14 protein-coding genes and 1 tRNA gene are annotated in these 21393 nt (G+C 43.2%); 8 read left to right on the top strand and 7 right to left on the bottom strand.

Annotated elements, in window-relative coordinates:
- Positions 1 to 791 precede the first annotated feature (791 nt).
- Both ACHZCY_RS01930 and ACHZCY_RS01935 read left to right on the top strand, forming a co-directional pair.
- Positions 792 to 2900 carry a PAS domain-containing hybrid sensor histidine kinase/response regulator gene (locus tag ACHZCY_RS01930; protein ID WP_319547651.1) on the top strand — a complete coding sequence of 703 codons (2109 nt, stop codon included), beginning with the start codon at positions 792 to 794 and terminating at the stop codon, positions 2898 to 2900.
- Positions 2901 to 3060: 160 nt separating this feature from the next.
- Positions 3061 to 3525: a transposase gene (locus tag ACHZCY_RS01935; RefSeq protein WP_319547652.1), complete on the top strand. Its 465-nt coding sequence runs from the start codon at positions 3061 to 3063 to the stop codon at positions 3523 to 3525.
- A 307-nt stretch (positions 3526 to 3832) separates the two neighbouring features.
- Here ACHZCY_RS01935 and ACHZCY_RS01940 read toward each other — a convergent pair whose 3' ends face one another.
- From ACHZCY_RS01940 to malQ, 7 genes are all read right to left on the bottom strand, one after another.
- Positions 3833 to 6859, bottom strand: coding sequence for an NACHT domain-containing protein (locus ACHZCY_RS01940; RefSeq protein WP_319547653.1), 3027 nt, complete (start codon positions 6857 to 6859; stop codon positions 3833 to 3835).
- Positions 6856 to 8223, bottom strand: coding sequence for a KAP family P-loop NTPase fold protein (locus ACHZCY_RS01945; RefSeq protein ID WP_319547654.1), 1368 nt, complete (start codon positions 8221 to 8223; stop codon positions 6856 to 6858). Before ACHZCY_RS01945 ends, ACHZCY_RS01940 begins: the two co-directional genes overlap by 4 nt.
- Before the next feature lie 293 nt (positions 8224 to 8516).
- Positions 8517 to 9890, bottom strand: a complete 1374-nt coding sequence (locus ACHZCY_RS01950; protein ID WP_319547655.1) for a transposase — start codon at positions 9888 to 9890, stop codon at positions 8517 to 8519.
- A gap of 729 nt (positions 9891 to 10619) precedes the next feature.
- Positions 10620 to 12101 carry an IS4 family transposase gene (locus ACHZCY_RS01955; protein ID WP_319547656.1) on the bottom strand — a complete coding sequence of 494 codons (1482 nt, stop codon included), beginning with the start codon at positions 12099 to 12101 and terminating at the stop codon, positions 10620 to 10622.
- Positions 12102 to 12427: 326 nt separating this feature from the next.
- Positions 12428 to 12503 (bottom strand) — tRNA-Glu (locus ACHZCY_RS01960).
- Positions 12504 to 12576: 73 nt separating this feature from the next.
- Positions 12577 to 13146 carry a flavodoxin family protein gene (locus tag ACHZCY_RS01965; RefSeq protein ID WP_319547657.1) on the bottom strand — a complete coding sequence of 190 codons (570 nt, stop codon included), beginning with the start codon at positions 13144 to 13146 and terminating at the stop codon, positions 12577 to 12579.
- Positions 13143 to 14708 carry a 4-alpha-glucanotransferase gene (malQ, locus tag ACHZCY_RS01970; RefSeq protein ID WP_319547658.1) on the bottom strand — a complete coding sequence of 522 codons (1566 nt, stop codon included), beginning with the start codon at positions 14706 to 14708 and terminating at the stop codon, positions 13143 to 13145. The genes ACHZCY_RS01965 and malQ overlap by 4 nt, the downstream gene beginning before the upstream one ends.
- Before the next feature lie 282 nt (positions 14709 to 14990).
- On the opposite strand from malQ, the gene ACHZCY_RS01975 reads away from it, so the two are divergent.
- The 6 genes from ACHZCY_RS01975 (at position 14991) to ubiE (ending at position 21392) form a co-directional block, all read left to right on the top strand.
- Positions 14991 to 16310 (top strand): sigma-70 family RNA polymerase sigma factor, encoded by a 1320-nt coding sequence (locus ACHZCY_RS01975; RefSeq protein ID WP_205223181.1) that lies wholly within the window; start codon positions 14991 to 14993, stop codon positions 16308 to 16310.
- Positions 16311 to 16406: 96 nt separating this feature from the next.
- Positions 16407 to 17501, top strand: coding sequence for an aminofutalosine synthase MqnE (gene mqnE / locus ACHZCY_RS01980; protein ID WP_319547659.1), 1095 nt, complete (start codon positions 16407 to 16409; stop codon positions 17499 to 17501).
- Between the two features lie 12 nt (positions 17502 to 17513).
- Complete coding sequence (gene mqnC, locus ACHZCY_RS01985) at positions 17514 to 18575, top strand: cyclic dehypoxanthinyl futalosine synthase (RefSeq protein ID WP_319547660.1); 1062 nt, start codon at positions 17514 to 17516, stop codon at positions 18573 to 18575.
- A 6-nt stretch (positions 18576 to 18581) separates the two neighbouring features.
- Positions 18582 to 19823, top strand: a complete 1242-nt coding sequence (locus ACHZCY_RS01990) for an amidohydrolase family protein (protein WP_319547661.1) — start codon at positions 18582 to 18584, stop codon at positions 19821 to 19823.
- The gene (locus tag ACHZCY_RS01995; RefSeq protein ID WP_205223185.1) at positions 19823 to 20647 is read left to right on the top strand and encodes a menaquinone biosynthetic enzyme MqnA/MqnD family protein; all 825 of its coding nucleotides are present in this window, start codon (positions 19823 to 19825) and stop codon (positions 20645 to 20647) included. Before ACHZCY_RS01990 ends, ACHZCY_RS01995 begins: the two co-directional genes overlap by 1 nt.
- Before the next feature lie 25 nt (positions 20648 to 20672).
- Entirely contained in the window at positions 20673 to 21392 is a 720-nt protein-coding gene (ubiE, locus tag ACHZCY_RS02000) for a bifunctional demethylmenaquinone methyltransferase/2-methoxy-6-polyprenyl-1,4-benzoquinol methylase UbiE (RefSeq protein ID WP_205223186.1), read from the top strand.
- Position 21393 lies beyond the last annotated feature (1 nt).

Genomic DNA, 21393 nt, shown 5'->3' on the forward strand with positions numbered 1-21393 from the left:
GAAATCATGAAAATAGCAATATCCTTAAAGTGTTAGCGTCGAAATCACCACAACAAGGAGTCACCATTTCCATGAAGGAAAACAGCATAAACGATCTGCCAGAGTATCGCTAAAAAAAATGGGTCCTTGTTACAGTTGCAGAAAATATAGAGGTATTTTTATTGGGGGACAAACCCCCCGTTTATTTTATCACAAGCATTGGCGGCTTCGAGAAGCGACCATTTTTTTTGTAATTCACTCGTTGTTCGATAGCAGGTAACCCACCATTACTCAACGATTTTTTTATTCTGTATCGTTCAGGTTGTATGTTGGGAAATAAGAATTATGAAAAAGCGGTTTGTGCTCAAGGGGTTCAAGAGCGGAGGGGTGATGGGGGAGGGAGATTGCAGCAATAAAAAAAGGAGAAAGCAAACAGCCTCCTCCTTTTATATTTGGTGACCCCAAGGGGACTCGAACGCCTGTTGCCGGCGTAAGAGGCCGCACCGGATACTACCTTTCAGGCAATTACATGCTTTATTAAGCGCTTTTTGGCATTGGAGGACATTGCAAGCGGCCTGGAGGCATATACCGGACCCGTATATGGCCCGTATGCTATATTGGTCTAGAGAGAATTTTTTTCGTAGTCTATCCTGTACTCTTCATAAATACTAGCCATGAACGGGAGGGTGTTGTAAATTAATAAAATGAGTAAGGCAAAAATCTGACTCCTTTTTTACATTTCCCCCCCCCCCCCATATTTTTCAAATAAACGGCTATGCGTAAATTACGCAGCCTCTTTCGAAATTGCATAAATGACCAAACAACCAGAAGTTCTAAAGATCGTAATATTATACGCCATTTTGGGCTGCATTTGGATTTATCTATCTGACTCGCTGTTGATCTGGATTGTCCGGGACCCGCTGATTATTGGTCAAGTAGCTATGTTCAAGGGCCTTTTCTTTATTCTCAGCACTTCCTGTCTTCTCTTTTTTTTGATTTCTCGTTTAAACACCAAACTTAAGCGATCGACAAGTGAACTTCATAAAAGTGAAAGCCATTTGAAAACCTTGATTCAGGCTATTCCTGATCTGGTATGGCTGAAGAATAAAGATGGTGTGTATTTATCATGCAATTTGGAATTCGAACGTTTTTTTGGTGCAAAACAATCTGAAATCATTGGGAAAACTGATTACGATTTTGTAGGGAAAGATCTTGCTGATTTTTTCAGAGAACATGACTTGAAAGCCGTGAAGGCTGGTAGGCCAACCATAAATGAAGAATGGATCACGTTCTCAGACGATGGCCATCATGCCCTTCTGGAGACCATCAAGACGCCTGTGCGTAATAATAATGGAGAACTGATTGGTATTTTAGGGATAGGCCGGGATATCACCGCGCGCAAGCAGATGGAGGATGAGTTACGAGAAAGTGAAGATAAATTCCGCCTAACATTCAGTTTCAGCCCAGAAGCAATAAATATCAACAGACTAGAAGACGGTCTATATGTAGATGTCAACGATGGATTTTCTCGAATAACAGGATTTACACGGGATGACGTTATTGGAAAAACATCACTGGAACTTAATATTTGGGCTGATGTCAATGATCGTAACGTGCTTGCACAGGGACTTAAGGATAAAGGTTTCTATGAAAATATGGAAACAAAATTTCGAAGAAAAGACGGCAAGCTGATCACTGGACTGATGTCTGCCAAAATTATAACGCTTAAGGGCGTTCCGCATATCATATCTATTTCCCGTGATATTTCTAAACGAAAGCAATATGAACGTGAGCTGTTAAAAATGGAAAAGTTGGAATCCCTAGGAATTCTTGCAGGAGGGATAGCTCATGATTTTAATAATATTTTAACAGGTGTTACAGGTAACATTTCCCTCGCAAACATGCATCTTGATGCCACCCATAAATCTTCGAAACCTCTAGCTGCAGCAGAAAAAGCGGCTTTGCGTGCAGGAGAATTGGCTCAGCAACTTCTGACATTCGCTCGTGGCGGCGAACCAATGAAAAAGATTGTTTCACCTCGCCATATTGTTGAAGAAGCTCTATCTCTTATTTTACATGGGTCCAATGTAAAAGAAATCGTTGATATACCAGATTCGATCCACGCTTTTAAGGCCGACGAAGGTCAGATAAGCCAGGTATTTCATAACATCATCATCAACGCCACACATGCAATGCCTACAGGTGGCACGCTGACTATAATCGGGAGAAACGAAACGCTTAACGACCACAACAAGTTATCGCTTACTCCAGGGGAATATTTACGCTTAATATTTGCAGATCAAGGTTGCGGGATACCAGGTGATGATATCACCAAAATCTTTGACCCTTATTTCACCACCAAGTCCACCGGCAACGGTCTGGGGCTAGCCTCTGCTTACTCTATTATAACCAAGCATGGCGGATGTATTAACGTCAGTTCAGTAGTTGGCGAAGGCACGACTTTTACAATATACTTACCATCACTTGGCGAAACTTACTCATTAGATCAGGTAAATGCTTTACCACTGGAACACAACACGAAAATTGGCAACTCGGTTCTAGTCATGGATGATGATGCAATAGTCAGGGAAATTGCCGAATCAATGCTTAAACACCTTGGCTACGAGGTTACAACTTGTGTGGATGGAGATGAGGCCGTCGAACTCTACAAGCAGGCCTCTAAATCAGATACGCCATATTATGCTGTGATTATGGATCTTACAATTCCTGGCGGACTTGGCGGAAAGCAAGCTGCTAAAAAGATTCTTGAAGAATTTCCAAAAGCCTTTTTGATTGTATCAAGCGGCTACTCAAACGATTCTGTCATGTCTCATTACAAGGATTATGGCTTCATCGGAGCAATTAATAAACCTTATAGTATAAATGATTTTAAGACAGTCCTGAATTCGTTACCTATGTAATGAAAAAAATGGTATGCCTGCTCCCGAGGCAGGATCGCTGAGTTTTTAGCCCGCTATAGCACAGATCTTGCGAGGTACTCTTTGCAGGATTTACGTTAAAAGCACATGGAACTGAATTAAAACCGCCACCACGCTTGCCACCAAACTTTCAACGCTTACCGTGGCCTTTTTCTCATTTTTTAATCGTGGTACGTCCCCTATTATTAAAAATCATATTTCCGTTGATGCTAAGCATAAACTCATCCGTGGCTGGAAAGTAACTGACGCTTCCGTCCATGATAGCAATGTGTTTGAGGAAATACTTGCGGAAAACACGAATCGTAATGTCTGGGCAGACTCGGCGTACTATTCGAAAGATCGTCTAAAGTCGCTGGAGGAATCAGGTTATCGAGAACGCATCCATCGTAAAGGCACTCGGAACCGAAAGCTGACAGCTCGGGAACAGAAAAGTAACAGGACCAAATCGAAGGTTCGTGTAAGGGTTGAGCATGTTTTCGGTGCGCAAACCCAGAAGGCAGGGAATTTGCTCGTAAGAACAGTCGGCCTGGCAAGGGCGACTGTGAAGATTGGGATGAGAAACCTTGCGTACAATATGGATCGGTTGGGCACATTGCTTGCGACATAGCAAGAAAATGAGTTTCAGGGCGGCAAAGCTGTTCGCTGCAACCCCAAAAACACGAAAATTCAGATGTTGAATTGACCCTGATTTCCATATTTATCGCATAATTAAAGACGCTGGGGAATGAACCATTTATTCGAGATTCCCTTATCTTGTTGAGACTGAAATAACTGTGGGCTGCCCCTAATTAGCATCGAGAAGAGTCAAGCAAAGACTTGACTCCTTCGCTGACACCTTCGCCTTTTCAACATATTAATGTTTTTATCGTGGTACGTCAGCTATTATTCTCCGCAACTATGACAAAGACCCATTATTATTCTTGAATAACAAGGTCATTTTTATCAAAAAGAGAACCAAAATTACTAATTGGAGTACCAACCAGAGACAATACTTCTAAATTTTTCAACTTCGACAAACTGCTAACATCACTCACTTGAGTATTATCCAGATGAACATATTTAAGGTTCTCAAGCTTTGCCAAGCAGCTAATATCGTTTACGGGTGTACCATTTAAAGAAATAGAAGTAAGCTTGTCTAACCCAGACAAACAGCTAATATTGTTTACATGGGTACCATCTAAAAATATTTTTTCTAAATTAGTTAATTTCTCCAGACTACTTATATTACTCACTAAAGTATTTGATAAAGAAATATAATTTAGTTCTCGCAGCTTTTCCAAAGCACTTATATCGTCGACTGAAGTATTATTTATAGAAAAAGATTTAAGTTGGGTAAGATTTTTGACGCTATCAATGTCACCAATTAATGTTGAATTCAAAAAAAGAAATTCAATATATGACAACCCTGACAACTTGCTTATATCTTCTACATTAACATCACTCATAAAAAGAAATTTTAAGTATTTCAAAGAAGATAGACTGCCTACATCCTCTACTAAAGTATTATTTAATGTAACAAGTCTTATGTTTTTGAGTGAGTAAAATACGTCAATGTCGCCTACTAAAGTATTGTCCAATTGAAGATTACTAAGATCAATCATTTTGGATAAAACACTTATGTCATCGACTGAAGTATTATTCAAGGAAAGATAATGGACTGCCTTTAAATCCCCTAAACTGCTAACATCGCATACATTTTCGCTTTCGATAGCAAGCCTAACAATGTTTGTTAGACTTGCCAAACCACTAACGTCATTAATTGGAATACTTTTTAAAAATACTGACTCAAGGTTTTTGTTCCGGGACAAGCTGCCCACATCTTCTACTAAGGCATTATCTATTAAAAGATATTTAAGGTTATCTAGCTCAGACAAACAATTAATATCAACAACTGATGTCTTTATCAGTGAAAGAAACTCAAGGTTTTTCATTTTTGATAAACAACTTATATCATTTACTTGTTTACCAGAAATATTTAGTCTTTTAGCATCTTGTGCTATTTTTACTAAAGTATTTACGCTATCAAAATTTTTATTAAAAAGGACATTTTGCAACTCCCATAACAAATTATATTTTTCATAATTTTCTTCTCTAGGAATTATTTCGTAATTGTTCAGAATGTTCGAAGTCATATCTGCTAGCATCGCCCGCCAACACTCTCCAATTAAACGGTCACGCATTCCTTTGCTAAGTCGAACTGCTGTATCCATAGCTACATGTGCCTTTGCTAAGTAACTATAAGGAATTTCTGATACTGTAAAGTCCTCTGTAAAAAGTAAACGAGCTAGTCTATCTGCTTTTTTAACCGTTTTCTGTAATTCAAAAAGTAGCACAAAGGTTTCAAGCCAATGAGGCACATCAAGATAACTTTTAATTTCCTTCGCCCCTCCACCATCCATTAGGATAAAGACAACATCTTCATCTAGTGCACGGGCAGCAAAATACTCCTGAAAAGAAAGATGATTGAAAGCATAAACCTCTTCGCCCTCTTTTCTGCCAACAGGGACCAAAAAGCCACTTCGTTTAGTAATGTACTCTAAAATGAAATTACATTGCTCCTGGCATCTCTCTAAGAAAATCCCCTTTTCTTCTAACCCCTGGAGGAAAATTTTTTCAATTTCACTTTTTGCTACTATTACAGTGTCATTCTTAGTTCCACGGCGTTTTTGCATGCTTAGCGCGACAAGCGCAAGCCAATTGCTTAAATCGTTAAAATCAACACTGATGCCAGTGGGGTCAAATTCTAGTCCGCGAGCTCTATCGAGAGACACCAAATATGTTTCGACTATTCTCTCAAATAACTCTGCCCTCCCATCCGGCAATCGAGCTCGCCTTGCATGAATAAAACAAATCATATTTAGCAAAACAGGTATACGGCTCAATTGACCAAGTCCATCGTTACCCTTAACACGAGATATTAGGTCATCAACTCGCTTAACATGAACCGAGGTGTCAACCTCGTACATTTTGTACCAGTTAATAATAAATTTTCGGACTTGATTAGAATCAAAAGGAATAAGGTTAAAAGTAGCAGGTATTACTTTATTTTTTAATGTATTTTCCAATTTCGAATATTCATACTTTATTTCACTACTGTATATTTCTTTTGCAGAACTGCTATTGTCGAACCATATTCTATTTGATTGGTAATCTTTTGTGTAATCATTCAAACTTTGTAATTTTTCAAAAAAACCTTCTTTTTCATTTTCAAAAAAATCATTAAGTGAAAAACCTACAATTCTAGATGTAATTACAAATCTACATCGACCATTAGCATACATACCTTCACGAATAGCCTTAAAAAGTTTTTTTCGTGCAACAAAATCAGATATTTCGTCAAGACCATCTATAAGAAATAACACCTGACCAACTTCCATTAAATGGATTAATATTTCACTACTTATAGATATTTCATTATATTCAACATAAATTTCCCAAAGATTTTTCCATGAATCGACTTTTTCCATCGGTAGTTCACGCAATATCATTACAAAAGGAACGAGATTGCCAAGTTCACTTTTTATATGATTTTTCCCGCTATAACTCAAAGACAGCAGCAACCATTGTAGCAGAGTTGTCTTTCCAGAACCTGGGATACCAAGCACGAAAACACGATGGTTTTCTCGTAAAACCTGAAGGATCTCCTTTTTGTCACCTTGCTTTATATTGTCTGCTTTTATAACATCCTCAGGTGTTAGAGGTTTAACACTCAATAAAGGCGGAACAAAAAGATTATTAAGCAAAACAGGTTTACCTGACTTATCAAAGTCATTATCATCAATTGCTAATCCTAAATTAGTTGTATATAAAAACTTTTTTCTAATGTTTTGATAATATATCAACAATTCATTATTGTTGCTTGGATCAAGAAATTTACTTCGCAATGGATGGAATCCAGCATTTGAAAAATTCCGCTGCCAATATAAATCTTTTTTTTTCATAAATTAGTAAAAAGTAGAATTTCTTCAGATCCAATAGTTCTTAAATCTATTAGTAGCTGATGCAGACGAAACACATTACTATCACTAGGGTTAACCGGCAGCTCCTTGTCCACCGACATTGAAGGCTTAATGCCTCGCATAGGTAAATAATCCTCGTTGTTCAGATCCTGCGATGATGCATACTCAACCACTGTTGAAATATATTCTGGACTTTTCTGAAGTTGTTCATAAACAGCCCTATGAAAACAATATAAAATAGCTACAATTAAACAAATAGCTGCGTTTTTATCCAAATTGGAGGTTTCGTCTTGCTCCTCTCCAAGTGATGAAAAAGTAGGCCCATTTTCCCATTCAAGGCTCAACTGCTGTCGGAACATACTCGCAATCCGATTTGACAGTGCTTTTATTTTTCGAGGGTTAGCAGGTAGGCAGTCATACATTGAAGTGACTTTAATAATTTGTTCCACACAAAATTGATGCTTTGGCTCTCCTACAACCTCTTTCAGTAATCCACTAAAATAATCTGATTTTTTCTTTTTACCTGCAAGGGGGAGATGAATAATGTCTTGACATATTTTCTCCAAATATTCGCGTGCATAATGTTCATCGTTTTCGTGATTATTTAACCCCAGTGCCTTTATTAAAGCACGTTCAATTTGCCTCTGATCTAGTCCAAATATTACAACACAATTATCAAGGTTTAAATAAACCTTAATTCCCTCCATAAGACGAAGTGCCGACTCCGGTTCACAACGGTCTAGGTCGTCAATAAAAATTGCTAGTTTGGGATTATCTTTTTCAGGAAGTATGGAATTTATTGCTTCCTGAAGTAGCTTATTTATAGTTTGACCAGGGAGATGTTGCTGGTATCTTTCTTTCTCCCATGTATCACCTATTGTTTGCACTTTATCTATTTGATGTTTTAGTAGGCCACCACTTGCAACCTTGATCACTTCGTCAAATACAGAAAGAGCTCCTAATATCGTAACGCCAGCAATTTTTTTGGTGCTATCAGTAAACTTTTGAAACATCCCCATTTGATGTCTAATTTCATTCAACAGTGCTACAATTGGCTGCCCCTCATATTGATAACGCCATGCTTCAAACCAAATAGGAATTATTGATTCATCAACATATTCTGCAGAAAAAGAGTTAGTATCAATATCATTATTATAAGGTGATTTTCCGCTAAGCTGAAAGTAAACTTGTAATAATGCGCTGGTTTTACCTGTACCCCAATACCCATTCAAACCAATTCCTTTTGGTGGCCTGCATTTTTTGATAAGCAAACAAACTTCTTTGATAAAATCTTTATTATCAAATCCATCGTGCAATGTCGGGTCGTCGTTATGAGATAAAATCATAGCATGCAATATTGATAATTGTGTTAGTTAATTTACTATTAGTTTCTAAAAGATTAAGCGACAACAATCTAAATTACCTCATGCCCAGCAGTTCCCAGAGTAAGCCATCTTGCCTCAAATGAGTCTCGATAAGCCTCTGGTTCTATTACCTTTACCAGGCAACGTCTTTCTGGCGTGCAGTTTCTTGGTTGTGAGCTGCTGAAATGAGAACATTTTTTGCCGTTTGGGCATGGCTCACCGTTCGTCCCTGTCCTCTGTGGTGCCAGGGGATTGATCTTTGAAAAGAAAGTAGCTCACTCAACTTGGACCAGCCTCTGCGGTTCAGGGTTGAGAATAACGCGATACAATTGCTCCATACTGTCCAGCATCATTACGCGAAAGAGTGAACGTACCCAGTCCCAGAAATTCTTTTTGCCTCTTGCCCTTTTCAAGGCAGCATTGAACAACTGACAACAGAGTTGCTGGATTTGATCAACAAGGAAGGCCAACATCATTAACAAGACAAATACCGTACTCAGATGCTGCTTGCCAAGACCATAATTATGCTCGAAGTGGTATCCCTGGTTCTTCAGCGTATTGAAGGTTTCATTTTCGATCTTCCAGCGGGCACGGCCACCACGCATTATCTGCATGGCATTCTCTCGAGAAACCGTAAAATCGGTAATCCATGTAAAATGCAGGACTTTCCCTGTCTTACTATCATGTTGCCAATACTCTATAAAGTTGACCCGCAGATCCTGATTAGAAGCATTAAGCGGGACGTTGTTTAGCAGCCGAAAACAGTGGTGAATATGTAATTTCTTCTCATCTTCAACCACAAACTCTGTTGTTTTTCCCTGTTCGGCGGCATTATCGACAAACTGGAAAAGAAATTCATGGTCCCCTGGTTTTACACCGAGAATATAATGAAGATTGTGCTCCTGAAGATCACGTATATGAGGTGCATTGGAGCTGAGTGCGTCCTCGTTGACAATGAGCGGCAGATGGGGATGCTCCCGGCGTAAGTGGGCGATAAATCGCTTGGCAGCATTACGCTCACAATCATTTTTATTGGTGCCGTCTTGTTGCATGATCATTTCCGGGCAAAGAGGGATAACTTCCTTGCGCTCAGGATGAACTATGGCAGCCCCGAGCATTTGTAGATAATAGGTAATTTCCTCTGTCTTGGAATTTACCTTTTGCATACAAGCAGGGGAATGTCTTTTGTTGGACGAGAAATACCCCGTACCGTCAAGATTCAGCAGGTAACAACCTTTCATGAAAACCATCTTTTCAAGAAGCTTACCGCGCTGTAAGGGGCGGAAAACATCTTTAAAAGCGAGCCTTAGTTCATCCGGGGAGACACCATCAAGAATTTCTCGCATGGCAGAATCGCTGGGGATATTTTTGATGCCGTAAAGTGATCGGAGATTATGACCACCTGCCTGGCGGCGAAGGTCAAACTGCAACAACGAAGGATCCTTGAGTGAAAACATTGCAAAACCAGACATTAGGGCATCGACAAGGGGAACAGTGCTGTTTCCCGCCCGGTTATCGGAAATGGCTTTAAAACGGTTGCGTAGAGATGCGATCAACGCATCTGCATTGAGGTGTTTACGCACCCTGATAGCCTCGGCCCTATCTTTATTCCGTTTGCTTGCTTTCACGATTGTTTTTATATGCGACATAGCGCCTCCTTGTAAGTATTTGTTTTTCTTACAAAAAAGCGAAAATCCCTAACTCATTGATATGTCAAGAAAAATCTCGTTATAAACGCATAAGTTGTTAAAAGTTTACGAAGCCAATTTTAAAGTTTATTGCTATTCTTGGATTTCAGGTAATCTTGGGAACAGCTGCCTCATGCCCAAGCCACACAACCTTCCCAATTTAAAAAAAATCATCCTCGTCGATTTCATATGGTGGATATTTCATTACGTTTTCACTGGTTGCTATCAATCGGTTGCCCTGTCTGGAGAGACTTTTGACCTTTACTGTGTGATCTTTTCTGAATGCGCAGGCCTTTCCGTCAACGATATCTTCTAGTGCATAAACAGGTGACAGACCATGCATAAACAGGGGACAGACCACGTTTTAATGGTCAACCGAACCGTCTGCGCATAAATTAAAAGGCCTTTTCTTCGATAGTAAGTTTCAATGTCGGTGGTAAATATCAATAATCCGCCTTTTTAACTGCGCGTTAAGTCAGGTCGGTTTGTCTGCCAGTTCACCAGATTAAGAATTTTATCAATGCCGTGGTATAGTACCATTTTAAAATGTTTTCAACGCATTGATATTATAACTTAATAACGAGTAACATTCTCATGGGAATAAATTGTGAATCAGGGAGTGGTTCGTGAGTTGAACTGTGCAGTATTGGGAAGCGGTTAGGAAACAATAGGGGACAGACCCGAATGGCGCTAGTTTAAGCTATTTGCACTATATCTGCTGCGGTGTTCCATTTCCTGCATTTCATGCCTCGGTTTGGTTAATAGTTGGTAGTTTTTCTGGCGTCGTTTTAGGCACCTCGGTTCTCTTCTGCCTGGCCTTTGTTGAAGGGGTAACCCCGTCACCGTGCCGTATAAATCATCAAGCATTTTAATTCGTTCTGTATTGCTCAACTTGTCATGGTTCAGCTGAGGTTCCCAGTTTCGGATTGCCTGCAAACTCCCTTTAAAACTTACCAGTCTAACTGCAACATCCACTCTTTCTGCCGCTTCATACATAAGCCTACGAACACAGTTGTAAGCTATAAAGTTCATAAGGATCTCTTTGGATATCATTTCCGGAGTTTGGCACCGTAAAATATCCATTCCCATGGTCGTCTTTATATCTCGAAAAAAAAGCTCAACATCCCATCTTTTCAGGTACAGTTCGGCAATTTCCTCGCTAGGATATTTGATGGGATCCAGCAAGGTCGTTACAATGAAAAATCCCTTTGTCCTATACCCTGGTTGATTAACCACCACCCTGATCTGCCTCAATTCAAGCTCCAAAGGGAGCTGATCCAAAGTTTCTCTGGAATAAGACAAGCCAGGATTGTATTTAGGGCGATCCCACTTGATAAGCAAGTCGTTTTCACCTATTTGTTTCAGACAGTTCGATTTGCTGGCTGGCTTACGACGCGCAAGCGTAAGGGCGCTGTCAACACCTAGCTCCTTTAGCTTTACCATGTCGAAATAACTACAAAAACCCTTGTCTCCGAGAAAAATATCATCAGGCCGAAAAGTATCCAACTGTTGACGGAAAAGGGGCAATTCGTTATTTTTCTTGTTTCCGACGGCATAGCTAAGCATTGCGCCGCTTTCCAGAGAGAAGCAGGCGCATACGCGCGCTGACGGAAAACCGCAACCAGGTTTTTGTGCCGCTGATTGTGGCCATACTTCTTGATTACCAGGAGTGTCAGGCATGCTAAGCCCTGTTCCGTCAACAACAATGACCCGACGGTCCATTAATAGACCGCTTTTTGTCGAACTGTCACTCCGTTCAGCTGTATACTGAAAAATATCCGTAAGTGTTTGTTCATCGAGTTTTTTACGAGCCGTACAGTATGATGCTGTTGATGAAGAAGGAAGCTTGGTTCCTTTAAGTGATGCATAAGATTGGAGCTTCCTGACAACCTCCTTGCATCCGCCATCTGCATCCAGCACTTGCCCTAAAAACGCCCAGAAAGTATTCTCTTTGGAGTAAAAAGTCCTGCGACTCATAGATCCAGATGACTCTGGCTTGAGGTAATCGCCAGGAATAAAACAGCCAAATATTTCTCCAATTTGTTTGAACGTTTTCTGTTGGAGAAAAGCAATTTTATCTGCCAATACCTGTTGAATTGAACGAGGTTTCCTTCCTCGACGTGGCAGATAAAAACCGGGTAACATTGGTGTTGGATTTACTTTATTCTTCATGGTTAAAAATAACATTTTTAACCAATAATATCAGTCCGGTTTGCACTAAAAAAACGCCTTAAACTAGCGCCATTCGGGACAGACCCCAATTTTTATCTAACATTATCGGCTTCGCGCCCGCAGTGTCCATTAAATTTGTAATTTACTCATTGTTCGATAGCAGGTAACCCACCATTACTCAACGATTTTTTTATACTGTATCGTTCATATTTTATGTTGGGAAAGCAGTTTGTGCTGAAGGGGTTCAAGAGCGGAGGGGTGTGATAGGGGAGGGAGATTGCAGCAAAAAAAAAAGGAGAAAGCAAACTGCTCTCTCCTTTTATATTTGGTGACCCCAAGGGGACTCGAACCCCTGTTGCCGGCGTGAGAGGCCGGAGTCCTAGGCCACTAGACGATGGGGCCGTCGTGGTCTGAGTTGCGGCTCTTTTATAGGACTTTCAGGTTTTTGTCAAGCTGATTTAAAGGAAAAGAAACTTTATTCTTCGCAAAGTTGTCTGCCCAATTCTACCGCTTGCACCAGCTTTTCTTTTTGTTCGTTGATTGCACCTTCGTTGTCTGCACCTTTTACCAAGATGCCGCCGTTGTAGGTGAAGTCCATGGCATCATAGGCGTAGCGGATGGTGAGTTGGACGCCGTCAAAGAGCTTGTAGCCGCCGGTCGCGCCCACGCTAACGAAATAGCCCTTTTTGTTGGTACGGTCATCGCTTGTCTGGCCAAGAAGATATTTGCGGCTATAAAAGACCTGGCATCGATCTATAAAAGCCTTGGCCTGAGCGGTGATGGAATAAAAATAAATGGGCGAGCCGATGACTATTCGCTGGGCATTGGCAATTTTCAGGTAAAGCTCCTGCATATCGTCATCGAAGATGCATTCCCCAGTTTGTTCGCAATGACCGCACCCCGTACATGGGTGAATGTCGAGCAGGGGCAGGTCGATTCTCTCTGCCACCTGACCGCTTTGAACGATACCTTGGTGAACTGCATCGAGCAGAATGCTGGTATTGCCTTTTTCTCTAGGGCTGCCGTTTAGAAGAAGAATGTTCATGTTTGCTCCACTTTTTGTTCTGTAGCAACCATCCGGCCGAAAGTAATGGTATGTTCTTTTAACCAATCCGCAAGCTCCTGGGTGATAAACCTGGAAGCGCAGCGCCACTGCCAGTTGCCTTCGATGGTACCAGGAGTGTTTACCCGGCAGTCGTTGCCAAATCCCAAAAGATCCTGCATGGGGACTATAGCAATATTGGCAACAGAAGAGTGGGCCATGTAAAGCAGGTCTTTATGGAATACGCCCGCCTCCATATCACTTTGGTTGGCATAGCGCTTGGCCCTTTGTTTGTCTTCAACAGCAACGGTTGGGTTCAGGTACCAGCCGACAGCCGTGTCATTATCATGGGTACCGGTGTAGACAACGGTGTTGTTGTCGTAGTTTTGCGGGAGGTAGGTGTTGTCGGTGTCACCGTCAAAGGCAAACATAAGTATGCGCATTCCGGGAAAACCGAGATCTGTTCGGAGTTTTTCCACGGCTGGGGTAATGATGCCAAGGTCTTCGGCTATGATGGGCAGTTTACCTATTTTTTTCTCCATATCTTTGAAAAAGGGGAGCCCTGGCCCTTTGATCCATTTTCCGTTGATGGCTGTTTCTTCTTCTGCCGGGATGGACCAGTACGATTCAAATCCTCGAAAGTGGTCAATTCGGAGTACATCTGTCAGTAAAAAATTGTGACGAAATCTGGCTGCCCACCAATCCCATAATGTGGATTTGGTTTTTTGGTTGGTTGTTTGCCATCGATACAATGGATTTCCCCAGTGCTGCCCTGTGTCGCTAAAATAATCCGGAGGTACTCCTGCTACGCTAGTCGGTTGAGAGGTGCGAGGGTCCAGTTGGAAAATGGTTTGGTTGGCCCATACGTCGGCACTGTCAGCAGCCACGTAAATAGGTAGGTCACCTATGAGACGAACGTCGCGTTGGCGTGCATATTTACGTAATTTTTCCCACTGACGAAAAAAAAGGTATTGTTCAAAGATATGGTAGGAGAGGGAAGAAGCGTATTCCCGGCGGATATTTCCCAGCGTTTCCGGGTCTCGTTTTTTTATGGTCTCCGGCCACTGGAACCATGGCGCATTGGCGTAGCGTTTTTTTAATACCTGGAAAAGACTGTAATCTTTCACCCATGGATGACGGCTGGAAAAATCATCAAGTGTATCTTGCCGGTTACTGGTGATAAATCGTTGCCACGCCTTGTGCAGTAAAGATTGTTTGAGTTGTAATGCCTTGGGGTAGTCGACAATGTACTCCGAAGTGTCTATAGTCTCATTGTCGTGATTTTCCAGTAGTCCGTCGGCGAGCAGTGCATCAGTGCTGATAAAGAGCGGGTTGCCTGCAAAAGCTGAAGGGCTCATGTATGGTGAGTTGGCAAAGGCGGGTTCTGTTGGCCCGGAGGGGAGGATCTGCCAGTATCGCTGACCGGCCTGGTGGAGGAAATCGATAAAGTGCATTGCCGGCTTTCCAATATCGCCTATTGCGTGGGGGCCGGGAAGGGAAAAAATCGGCAGCAGAACGCCGCTTGATCGTTGTGTTAAAATATCAATGGTGTTTGTGTCGGCCATGTGTTTTTCCTGTGAAAGACTATTTGCTTAAAGTCCATACCATTAAAACCAATATAAGATAAAACTCTAGAAAATGAACAGAATGCTTATGAAAAATTAGATTGAGGTATGCAGAACAGTTTATCCTGTGGATTCTTTCTCTGCATCTATAAAAGTTGAAAAAATGCGGATCTGTGAACTCTGGACTTGAAATTTCAGCAGTAACGCATTAGATTGTCGTCTTCTTTGTGCTTTGTTTAAGCTAATCTATTTATATATATCCGTTGAGGGGGGAGAAGGCAGGTGCTTGCAGGTATCAAAAATGACCTTCTTGAAGCTGGTAAGGTTGAGGGCTGTATTACTTTTCAGCGGCTCAACAAATTACTTCCTGAAAAAATAAAAGATCCGGATGCCATTGAAGAGTTATTCGATTTTCTTGGGGAAAACAATATAGAAATTGTTACCCAGGAAGAATCCGGGAAAAGAAAAACCCTTTCCGGTGAAGAATGGACCGGTAAAAAAAATACAGATGAAGACTCATCCAGTGATTCTTTGCCGGACAGCGAAGAACATGAGTCTGAAGAAACAACCACAACTTACCTCCGGGAGATGGGACAGTTTGATTTACTGACCCCGGAAGAAGAAGCAAAATATTCCAAAACCATTCGCGAGGGGTTTGATGCAATTATTGCTGCTATTCGAGCCGATGAAACCGGCATCAAGGAGATCGAGATGCTGGTTGAGCGTATCGATCTCTGGCAGCGAAGGGATCCGACTTTAAAACCGAAAAAACAGCAGCTTAATTATATGCGGCACTGTGTAAACATGGCCAGTCGCAATAATCAGGATGTGCGCGATCTGTTTGACCTCAATACAAAACTTGAGGCATACAACCGGTCCATCGAAGTAGCCAAGGACTGCATGATTCGGGCAAACCTGCGGCTTGTTGTTTCCATTGCCAAACGGTATATGCACCAAGGACTCACCCTTGCTGATCTTATTCAGGAAGGGAACCTTGGCTTGATGCGGGCTGTGTTTCGCTTTGATTACAAGAAAGGGAACAAGTTTTCCACCTATGCCTCCTGGTGGATTCGGCAGGCGATTACCCGAGCAATATTGGACAAGACCCGTACTATTCGCCTCCCTGTTCACTTTCTTGAACTGCGAAGTCAGTTTTTTAAGGCGTTTTACTCGCTTTTAAAAGAGTTGGGACGAGAGCCTACTCCAGTTGAAATCTCCAAGATGACAGACTTGCCAATGGATAAAATCCTGGCAATTCTAGAGGCATCAAGGGAACCTATTTCGCTGGAGACACCTGTTGGAGACGATGATTCCACCTTAGGTGATTTTCTTGAAAATCAGGAGTCGGAATCACCTTATGATGCCGTTCAGAACAGAGAACTTGCGCATCGGGTTACCGAGGTGTTGTCAACCCTGACCGAGCGGGAAGAAAAAATTATAAGGCTTCGGTTTGGAATTGGTGAAAAAGCAGAATATACCCTTGAAGAGATTGGGAAACGTTTCAATGTCTCCAGGGAAAGAATTCGTCAGATTGAGAAAAAAGCGCTGAACAGGCTTCGACATTCCAGCCGGAGGGATAAGTTACGCTATTTCCTTGATTAAACGAAAAAATATTATTTTTTTAATAGAGCCCCTTGCTATCAAGGGGCTTATTTTTTTGTGAACAATTTGGAGATGGTTTGCCATCGGGAAAAGCAAATGGACAACTATATTGAACAAGCGGGGTTTGGTAAAATTTTGGAGAAAGTCCGTAACCAGGAGCGTTTAACCCTGGAGGACGGGCAGCAACTTTATAAGAGTTCGGATATCCTTGCTCTTGGCTACCTCGCAAATATTGTTCGAGAAAGAGTCAACAAAAACGACGCTTTTTTCATCTATAATCAGCATGTTAATTACTCAAATATCTGTACAAATCTGTGTAAGTTCTGCGCGTTTGGTCGAGAGAAAGGCCACGAGCTGGCCTATGAGATGACCGTTGCAGATGTGAAGGAAAAGGTCAGGGAACGGCTGGACGAGCCAATCACCGAAATTCATATGGTGGGTGGTATCCACCCTGAACTCCCTTTTTCTTATTATGTAGATAGCTTAAAGGCTATTAAAGAAGTCCGGCCGGACGTACATATTCAAGCCTTTACCTGTGTTGAAATCCATCATCTGGCAACCCTGGCAGATAAATCAGTAGGCGATACGCTGGAGGTTTTGAAAGAAGCCGGACTTGGCTCCCTGCCTGGTGGTGGCGCTGAGGTTTTCAGCCCCAGAATTCGTAATTTGACCTGTGAGCGTAAACTGCCTGGAGATCAATGGTTGGAGGTTGCCCGTACTGCCCATCAACACGGCCTGCGTACTAATGCAACCATGCTTTACGGACATGTCGAGACCATAGAGGAACGTCTTGAACATCTCGATGCCTTACGCAAACTGCAGGATGAAACCGGCGGCTTTCTCGCTTTTATCCCCCTTGCTTTTCATCCCAAAAATACCGCCATGTCAGATCTCAGTAATACCACGGGGATGAATGACCTGAAAAACATTGCTGTCAGCCGCCTGATGCTTGATAACTTTCCTCACATCAAGGCCTACTGGGTTATGATTGGACCCAAAACAGCCCAGGTTGCCCTTTCTTTTGGTGCCGATGATATGGACGGTACAGTCAAGGAAGAGGTGATTACACATATGGCAGGAGCTGAAACCGCACAGGCTCTTGGTCACAAGACCCTTATTCGTCTTATCAAAGAAGCTGGTCGCACTCCTATTGAACGGGATACGTTGTATAACGTATTGGCAACGTTTTAAGTGTGGTGTGCTATGTTACAAGAAATTATTTCAAAAGTAGAGCAGGGCGACCGAATCAGCGATGATGCGTATCGTTTTCTTGAACAAGAAGCTGATCTTCATCAGCTTGGCTTTCTGGCCAACAGTATCAGGAAAAGGCTGCATCCCGAACCGGTTGTCAGCTATGTAATTGATCGAAACATCAATTATACCGATATTTGTGTTTCCGCCTGCAAATTTTGCGCTTTTTTCAAAGCACCGGAAGAGGAGGGCGGCCAACTGCTCTCTTCTGATGAACTTATTGCCAAGATAAAGGAAACACAAGCTCTTGGGGGTACCCAGATTTTGCTCCAAGGGGGACTGCATCCCGACAAACCGCTTGAGTACTATGAGGACATGCTGCGCACCATGAAGCTGACCGGTATTCATATTCATGGTTTTTCGCCTCCGGAAATATATCATTTTGCCCAGCTTTCAGGGCTTTCCACCAAGCAGGTTCTCAGACGACTGATTGATGCCGGCCTTGATTCGATCCCTGGCGGTGGGGCGGAAATATTAACCAACAGGGTTCGTGAAGAACTTGCCCCTAAAAAGTGCAATGCAGATCAGTGGATCCAGGTGATGGAGGAGGCCCATCATCTTGGGCTGCGCACCACGGCGACCATGATGTTTGGGCATATTGAAACCGCTGATGAGCGCCTTGAGCACCTGCGGAGGCTTCGCACCCTGCAGGATAGCACTGGTGGATTTACAGCTTTTATTCCCTGGTCTTTTCAGCCTGATAACACCGCACTTGCCGCAGCCAGAAAAATTGAAAAGGTATCTTCCTTTACCTATCTGCGAATGCTTGCCTTGAGCCGCATCTACCTGGATAATTTCGCTAATGTGCAGGCATCATGGGTTACCCAGGGACCAAAAATAGCTCAACTGTCTCTCTTTTTTGGTGCCAACGACTTCGGTTCAACCATGATAGAGGAAAACGTGGTCGCGGCAGCAGGAGTGAAGTTCAGGCTGTCTGAGAAGGAGATCAGGCATCTGGTTACTGATGCCGGGTTTACGCCGCAACAGCGTTTGATGGATTATACTTTTGTCTGATTTTTCGTGAACGATTCCGTCCACATTCACGCAGCCCCCTGGGTGGTGCCGGTTGATCAGCCTCCAATTGCCGGAGGAGGCGTAGCTCTACACCACAACCGAATTGTCGCGGTTAATACCGTGGCTCACCTGGTGGCTGCCTATCCTGATGCTGTTCTTGTCGAACATCCCGATGCAGTTCTGACCCCGCCACTGGTTAATGCGCATATCCATCTTGAGTTGTCCCATCTCGAACAGCTTGGTAAAGGAGATCCGCCGGACCAGTTCACCGGTTGGATTCTGGCTCTGCTCGCACTAAGGGATGCGCTCGGTGCGACCGGCGTTGAGGTGGCAGATGCCGCCCGCAAGATTGTGGAGCAGCAGTATGCAGAAGGCGTCAGTGTTATTGCCGACATCGGCAACACCTCTGTCGGCCAGGAGCTGATGCCGCATTTTGCCGGGAACCTGCTCGCCTTTAAAGAATACCTCGGTTTCAGCAACCACAGACTAGGTGACAACCTGGCACGTTTAGGTGCTGAATCCCCAGATATCCCGTGCGCAGCCCATGCGATCTACTCCACGCATAAGCAGTTATTGCAGCAATTAAAACGCAGGGCTAATCAAAACAGAGCCGTTCTCCCTATCCACGTTGCCGAAACAATGGCAGAGATCCAGATGATAAACCAGGGCAGTGGAGAAATGGTTGATTTTCTGGTGAAGCGTGGTTTCTGGGAAAAAGATTTTTTAAACGAAGTCAATGCCTGCAGCGGGGGAACCATTACGTATCTTTCCCAGATAGGTTTGCTTGATGAGCGTACTCTTTGCGTGCATGCCGTGCATGCAAGTGATGAGGAAGTGACAATGCTTGCTAAGAGCGGGGCAAAGGTGTGCCTCTGTCCTGGAAGTAATCGGTTTCTCAAGGTCGGCAAGGCGCCGGTAAAACGTTACCTGGAGGAAGGGATATTGCCTGCTTTGGGCACCGACAGCCTGGCAAGCAACCCTGAAGTTTCTATCTGGAGGGAGATGCAGTTGCTGCATCTGGATTACCCGGAGCTCAACGATGCCGAAATTTTTGCCATGGCAACAAAGGGTGGCGCAGAGGCGCTTGCAATCAGTGACCAGGGTACCTTGACTGCAGGCATGAAGGCGGATGTACTGGCAGTAGCCCTACCAGAGAACATGGTCGATGCGGCAGGTGTCCTTCGCTATCTGGTAAGCGCTGGAAGCAGGGTGAAACCTGCACGAATACAACATACGTGGAGTTTATAATGGCCCTTATCGGCATGGTTAACTACATTAATACTGCTCCTATCTATGAAATATGGAAGGAGACCCCATATCCTGAGTCGTGGCAAATTGTTGAAGGCCAGCCCAGTGAGCTGAATGCCCTGCTGGAAGCCGGTCAGATAGATATGGGGTTTGTCTCGTCGTATGAATATGCGGCACGTCCTGAAAATTATCAAATACTGGCTGACCTCTCCATCAGTGCCACCGGTCCTGTTGGCAGTGTCTATCTTTTTTCCTTGGTGCCTCCTGGCCAGCTGGCTGGAAAAAAAATCGTTATGACCGGTCAATCAGGAACTTCCGTTCGTCTCGCCAAGATTGTTCTTGAAGAATTTTACGAAGTACATCCAATCTATACAACCGGCAATGCCATCACCGTAACCAACAGTGAAGATGATATCTCTGCCGTGCTTGCCATTGGTGACGATGCTCTGCGTTTGCGTTTTGAAAACAGGTACCCTGTGCAACTGGACTTGTCTGATGAGTGGTTTCGGAAAACAGGGCTCCCCTTTGTCTTTTCGGTCTGTGCCATTCGACAGGAGTACCTGGACCGGGAACCTGAGGAGGCTCGGGCAATCAGAGAGACTTTTGTAGATTGCCGGATAAGGGGAGTAGAGAAAATGGCTGAAATTTGTGATAGGGTAGCCAGACGTATTCCCATGGATTGCGAAATGTGCTCAAGTTATCTCAATGGAATACAACACGACCTTTCTGTCACCAAAAGGCAAGGCTTGGAGTTGTTCTTCACCTATTTGATGAAAAGAAATGAGGCTTCTCCTGCTGCACTGCCTCTTAAAATATTTCGCTGATACAATAGTTTGGTTCGATAATTTTATGCAGAATATAGAAGCCCCAGAGGCGAAGAAAAAATTTGTAAGGGAAAAATTTTCCTCCATCAGTAAAAAGTACGACTTGCTTAATTCCCTGCTGTCTTTTCAGATAGACAGGTATTGGCGATGGAAGACGACCAGGCTGCTTCGTGAATTTCCCGATGGCGCTGTGCTTGATCTCTGCGCCGGCACCCTTCCCTTGTCATTGGAACTGGCTCGACAGGCCTCTGCCAGACAGGTCGTTTCCATAGATTTCTGTGAGGATATGCTGAGTGCCGGGAAAAAAGCACTGCCGCGAGATCAGCGCAAAGATCGCATCACCCCGGTTTGTGGCGATGGCGAAGAAATACCTGCGGCAACTAATTCTTTTTGGGGCTGCACCGTAGCTTTTGGGGTGCGCAATCTTGCCCAGACCCTGAAAGGACTGAAAGAAATGCACCGGGTTCTTAAGCCTTCTGGAAAACTCCTTATCCTTGAGTTTTCCAGGCCCACCAATCCCATTGTAAAACCGGTGTATACCTTTTATCTCAATAAAGTTTTGCCTGCCGTAGCCGGGCTTGTTTCCGGCGACAAAGAAGCGTACGAATATCTAGCTTCATCCATTGCTGCTTTTTACGAGCCAGAGGAGCTTTTATCCATGATGCGTGAAGCAGGATTTACCGAGGTACAGCGCAAGCCACTTACTTTTGGCATCGTATCAATATATATCGGAATAAAGAGCTGAT

This window comes from Desulfogranum marinum, assembly GCF_963675105.2.
Classification (GTDB): Bacteria; Desulfobacterota; Desulfobulbia; order Desulfobulbales; family Desulfobulbaceae; genus Desulfogranum; species Desulfogranum marinum.

Excerpts from the sequence above, each read along its gene's own strand:
- ACHZCY_RS01930 (WP_319547651.1), top strand. The coding sequence starts at position 792 with ATGACCAAACAACCAGAAGTTCTAAAGATCGTAATATTATACGCCATT.
- ACHZCY_RS01940 (WP_319547653.1), bottom strand. The coding sequence starts at position 6,859 with ATGAAAAAAAAAGATTTATATTGGCAGCGGAATTTTTCAAATGCTGGA.
- ACHZCY_RS01945 (WP_319547654.1), bottom strand. The coding sequence starts at position 8,223 with ATGATTTTATCTCATAACGACGACCCGACATTGCACGATGGATTTGAT.
- ACHZCY_RS01950 (WP_319547655.1), bottom strand. The coding sequence starts at position 9,890 with ATGTCGCATATAAAAACAATCGTGAAAGCAAGCAAACGGAATAAAGAT.
- ACHZCY_RS01955 (WP_319547656.1), bottom strand. The coding sequence starts at position 12,101 with ATGAAGAATAAAGTAAATCCAACACCAATGTTACCCGGTTTTTATCTG.
- ACHZCY_RS01965 (WP_319547657.1), bottom strand. The coding sequence starts at position 13,146 with ATGAACATTCTTCTTCTAAACGGCAGCCCTAGAGAAAAAGGCAATACC.
- malQ (WP_319547658.1), bottom strand. The coding sequence starts at position 14,708 with ATGGCCGACACAAACACCATTGATATTTTAACACAACGATCAAGCGGC.
- mqnE (WP_319547659.1), top strand. The coding sequence starts at position 16,407 with ATGGACAACTATATTGAACAAGCGGGGTTTGGTAAAATTTTGGAGAAA.
- mqnC (WP_319547660.1), top strand. The coding sequence starts at position 17,514 with ATGTTACAAGAAATTATTTCAAAAGTAGAGCAGGGCGACCGAATCAGC.
- ACHZCY_RS01995 (WP_205223185.1), top strand. The coding sequence starts at position 19,823 with ATGGCCCTTATCGGCATGGTTAACTACATTAATACTGCTCCTATCTAT.
- ubiE (WP_205223186.1), top strand. The coding sequence starts at position 20,673 with ATGCAGAATATAGAAGCCCCAGAGGCGAAGAAAAAATTTGTAAGGGAA.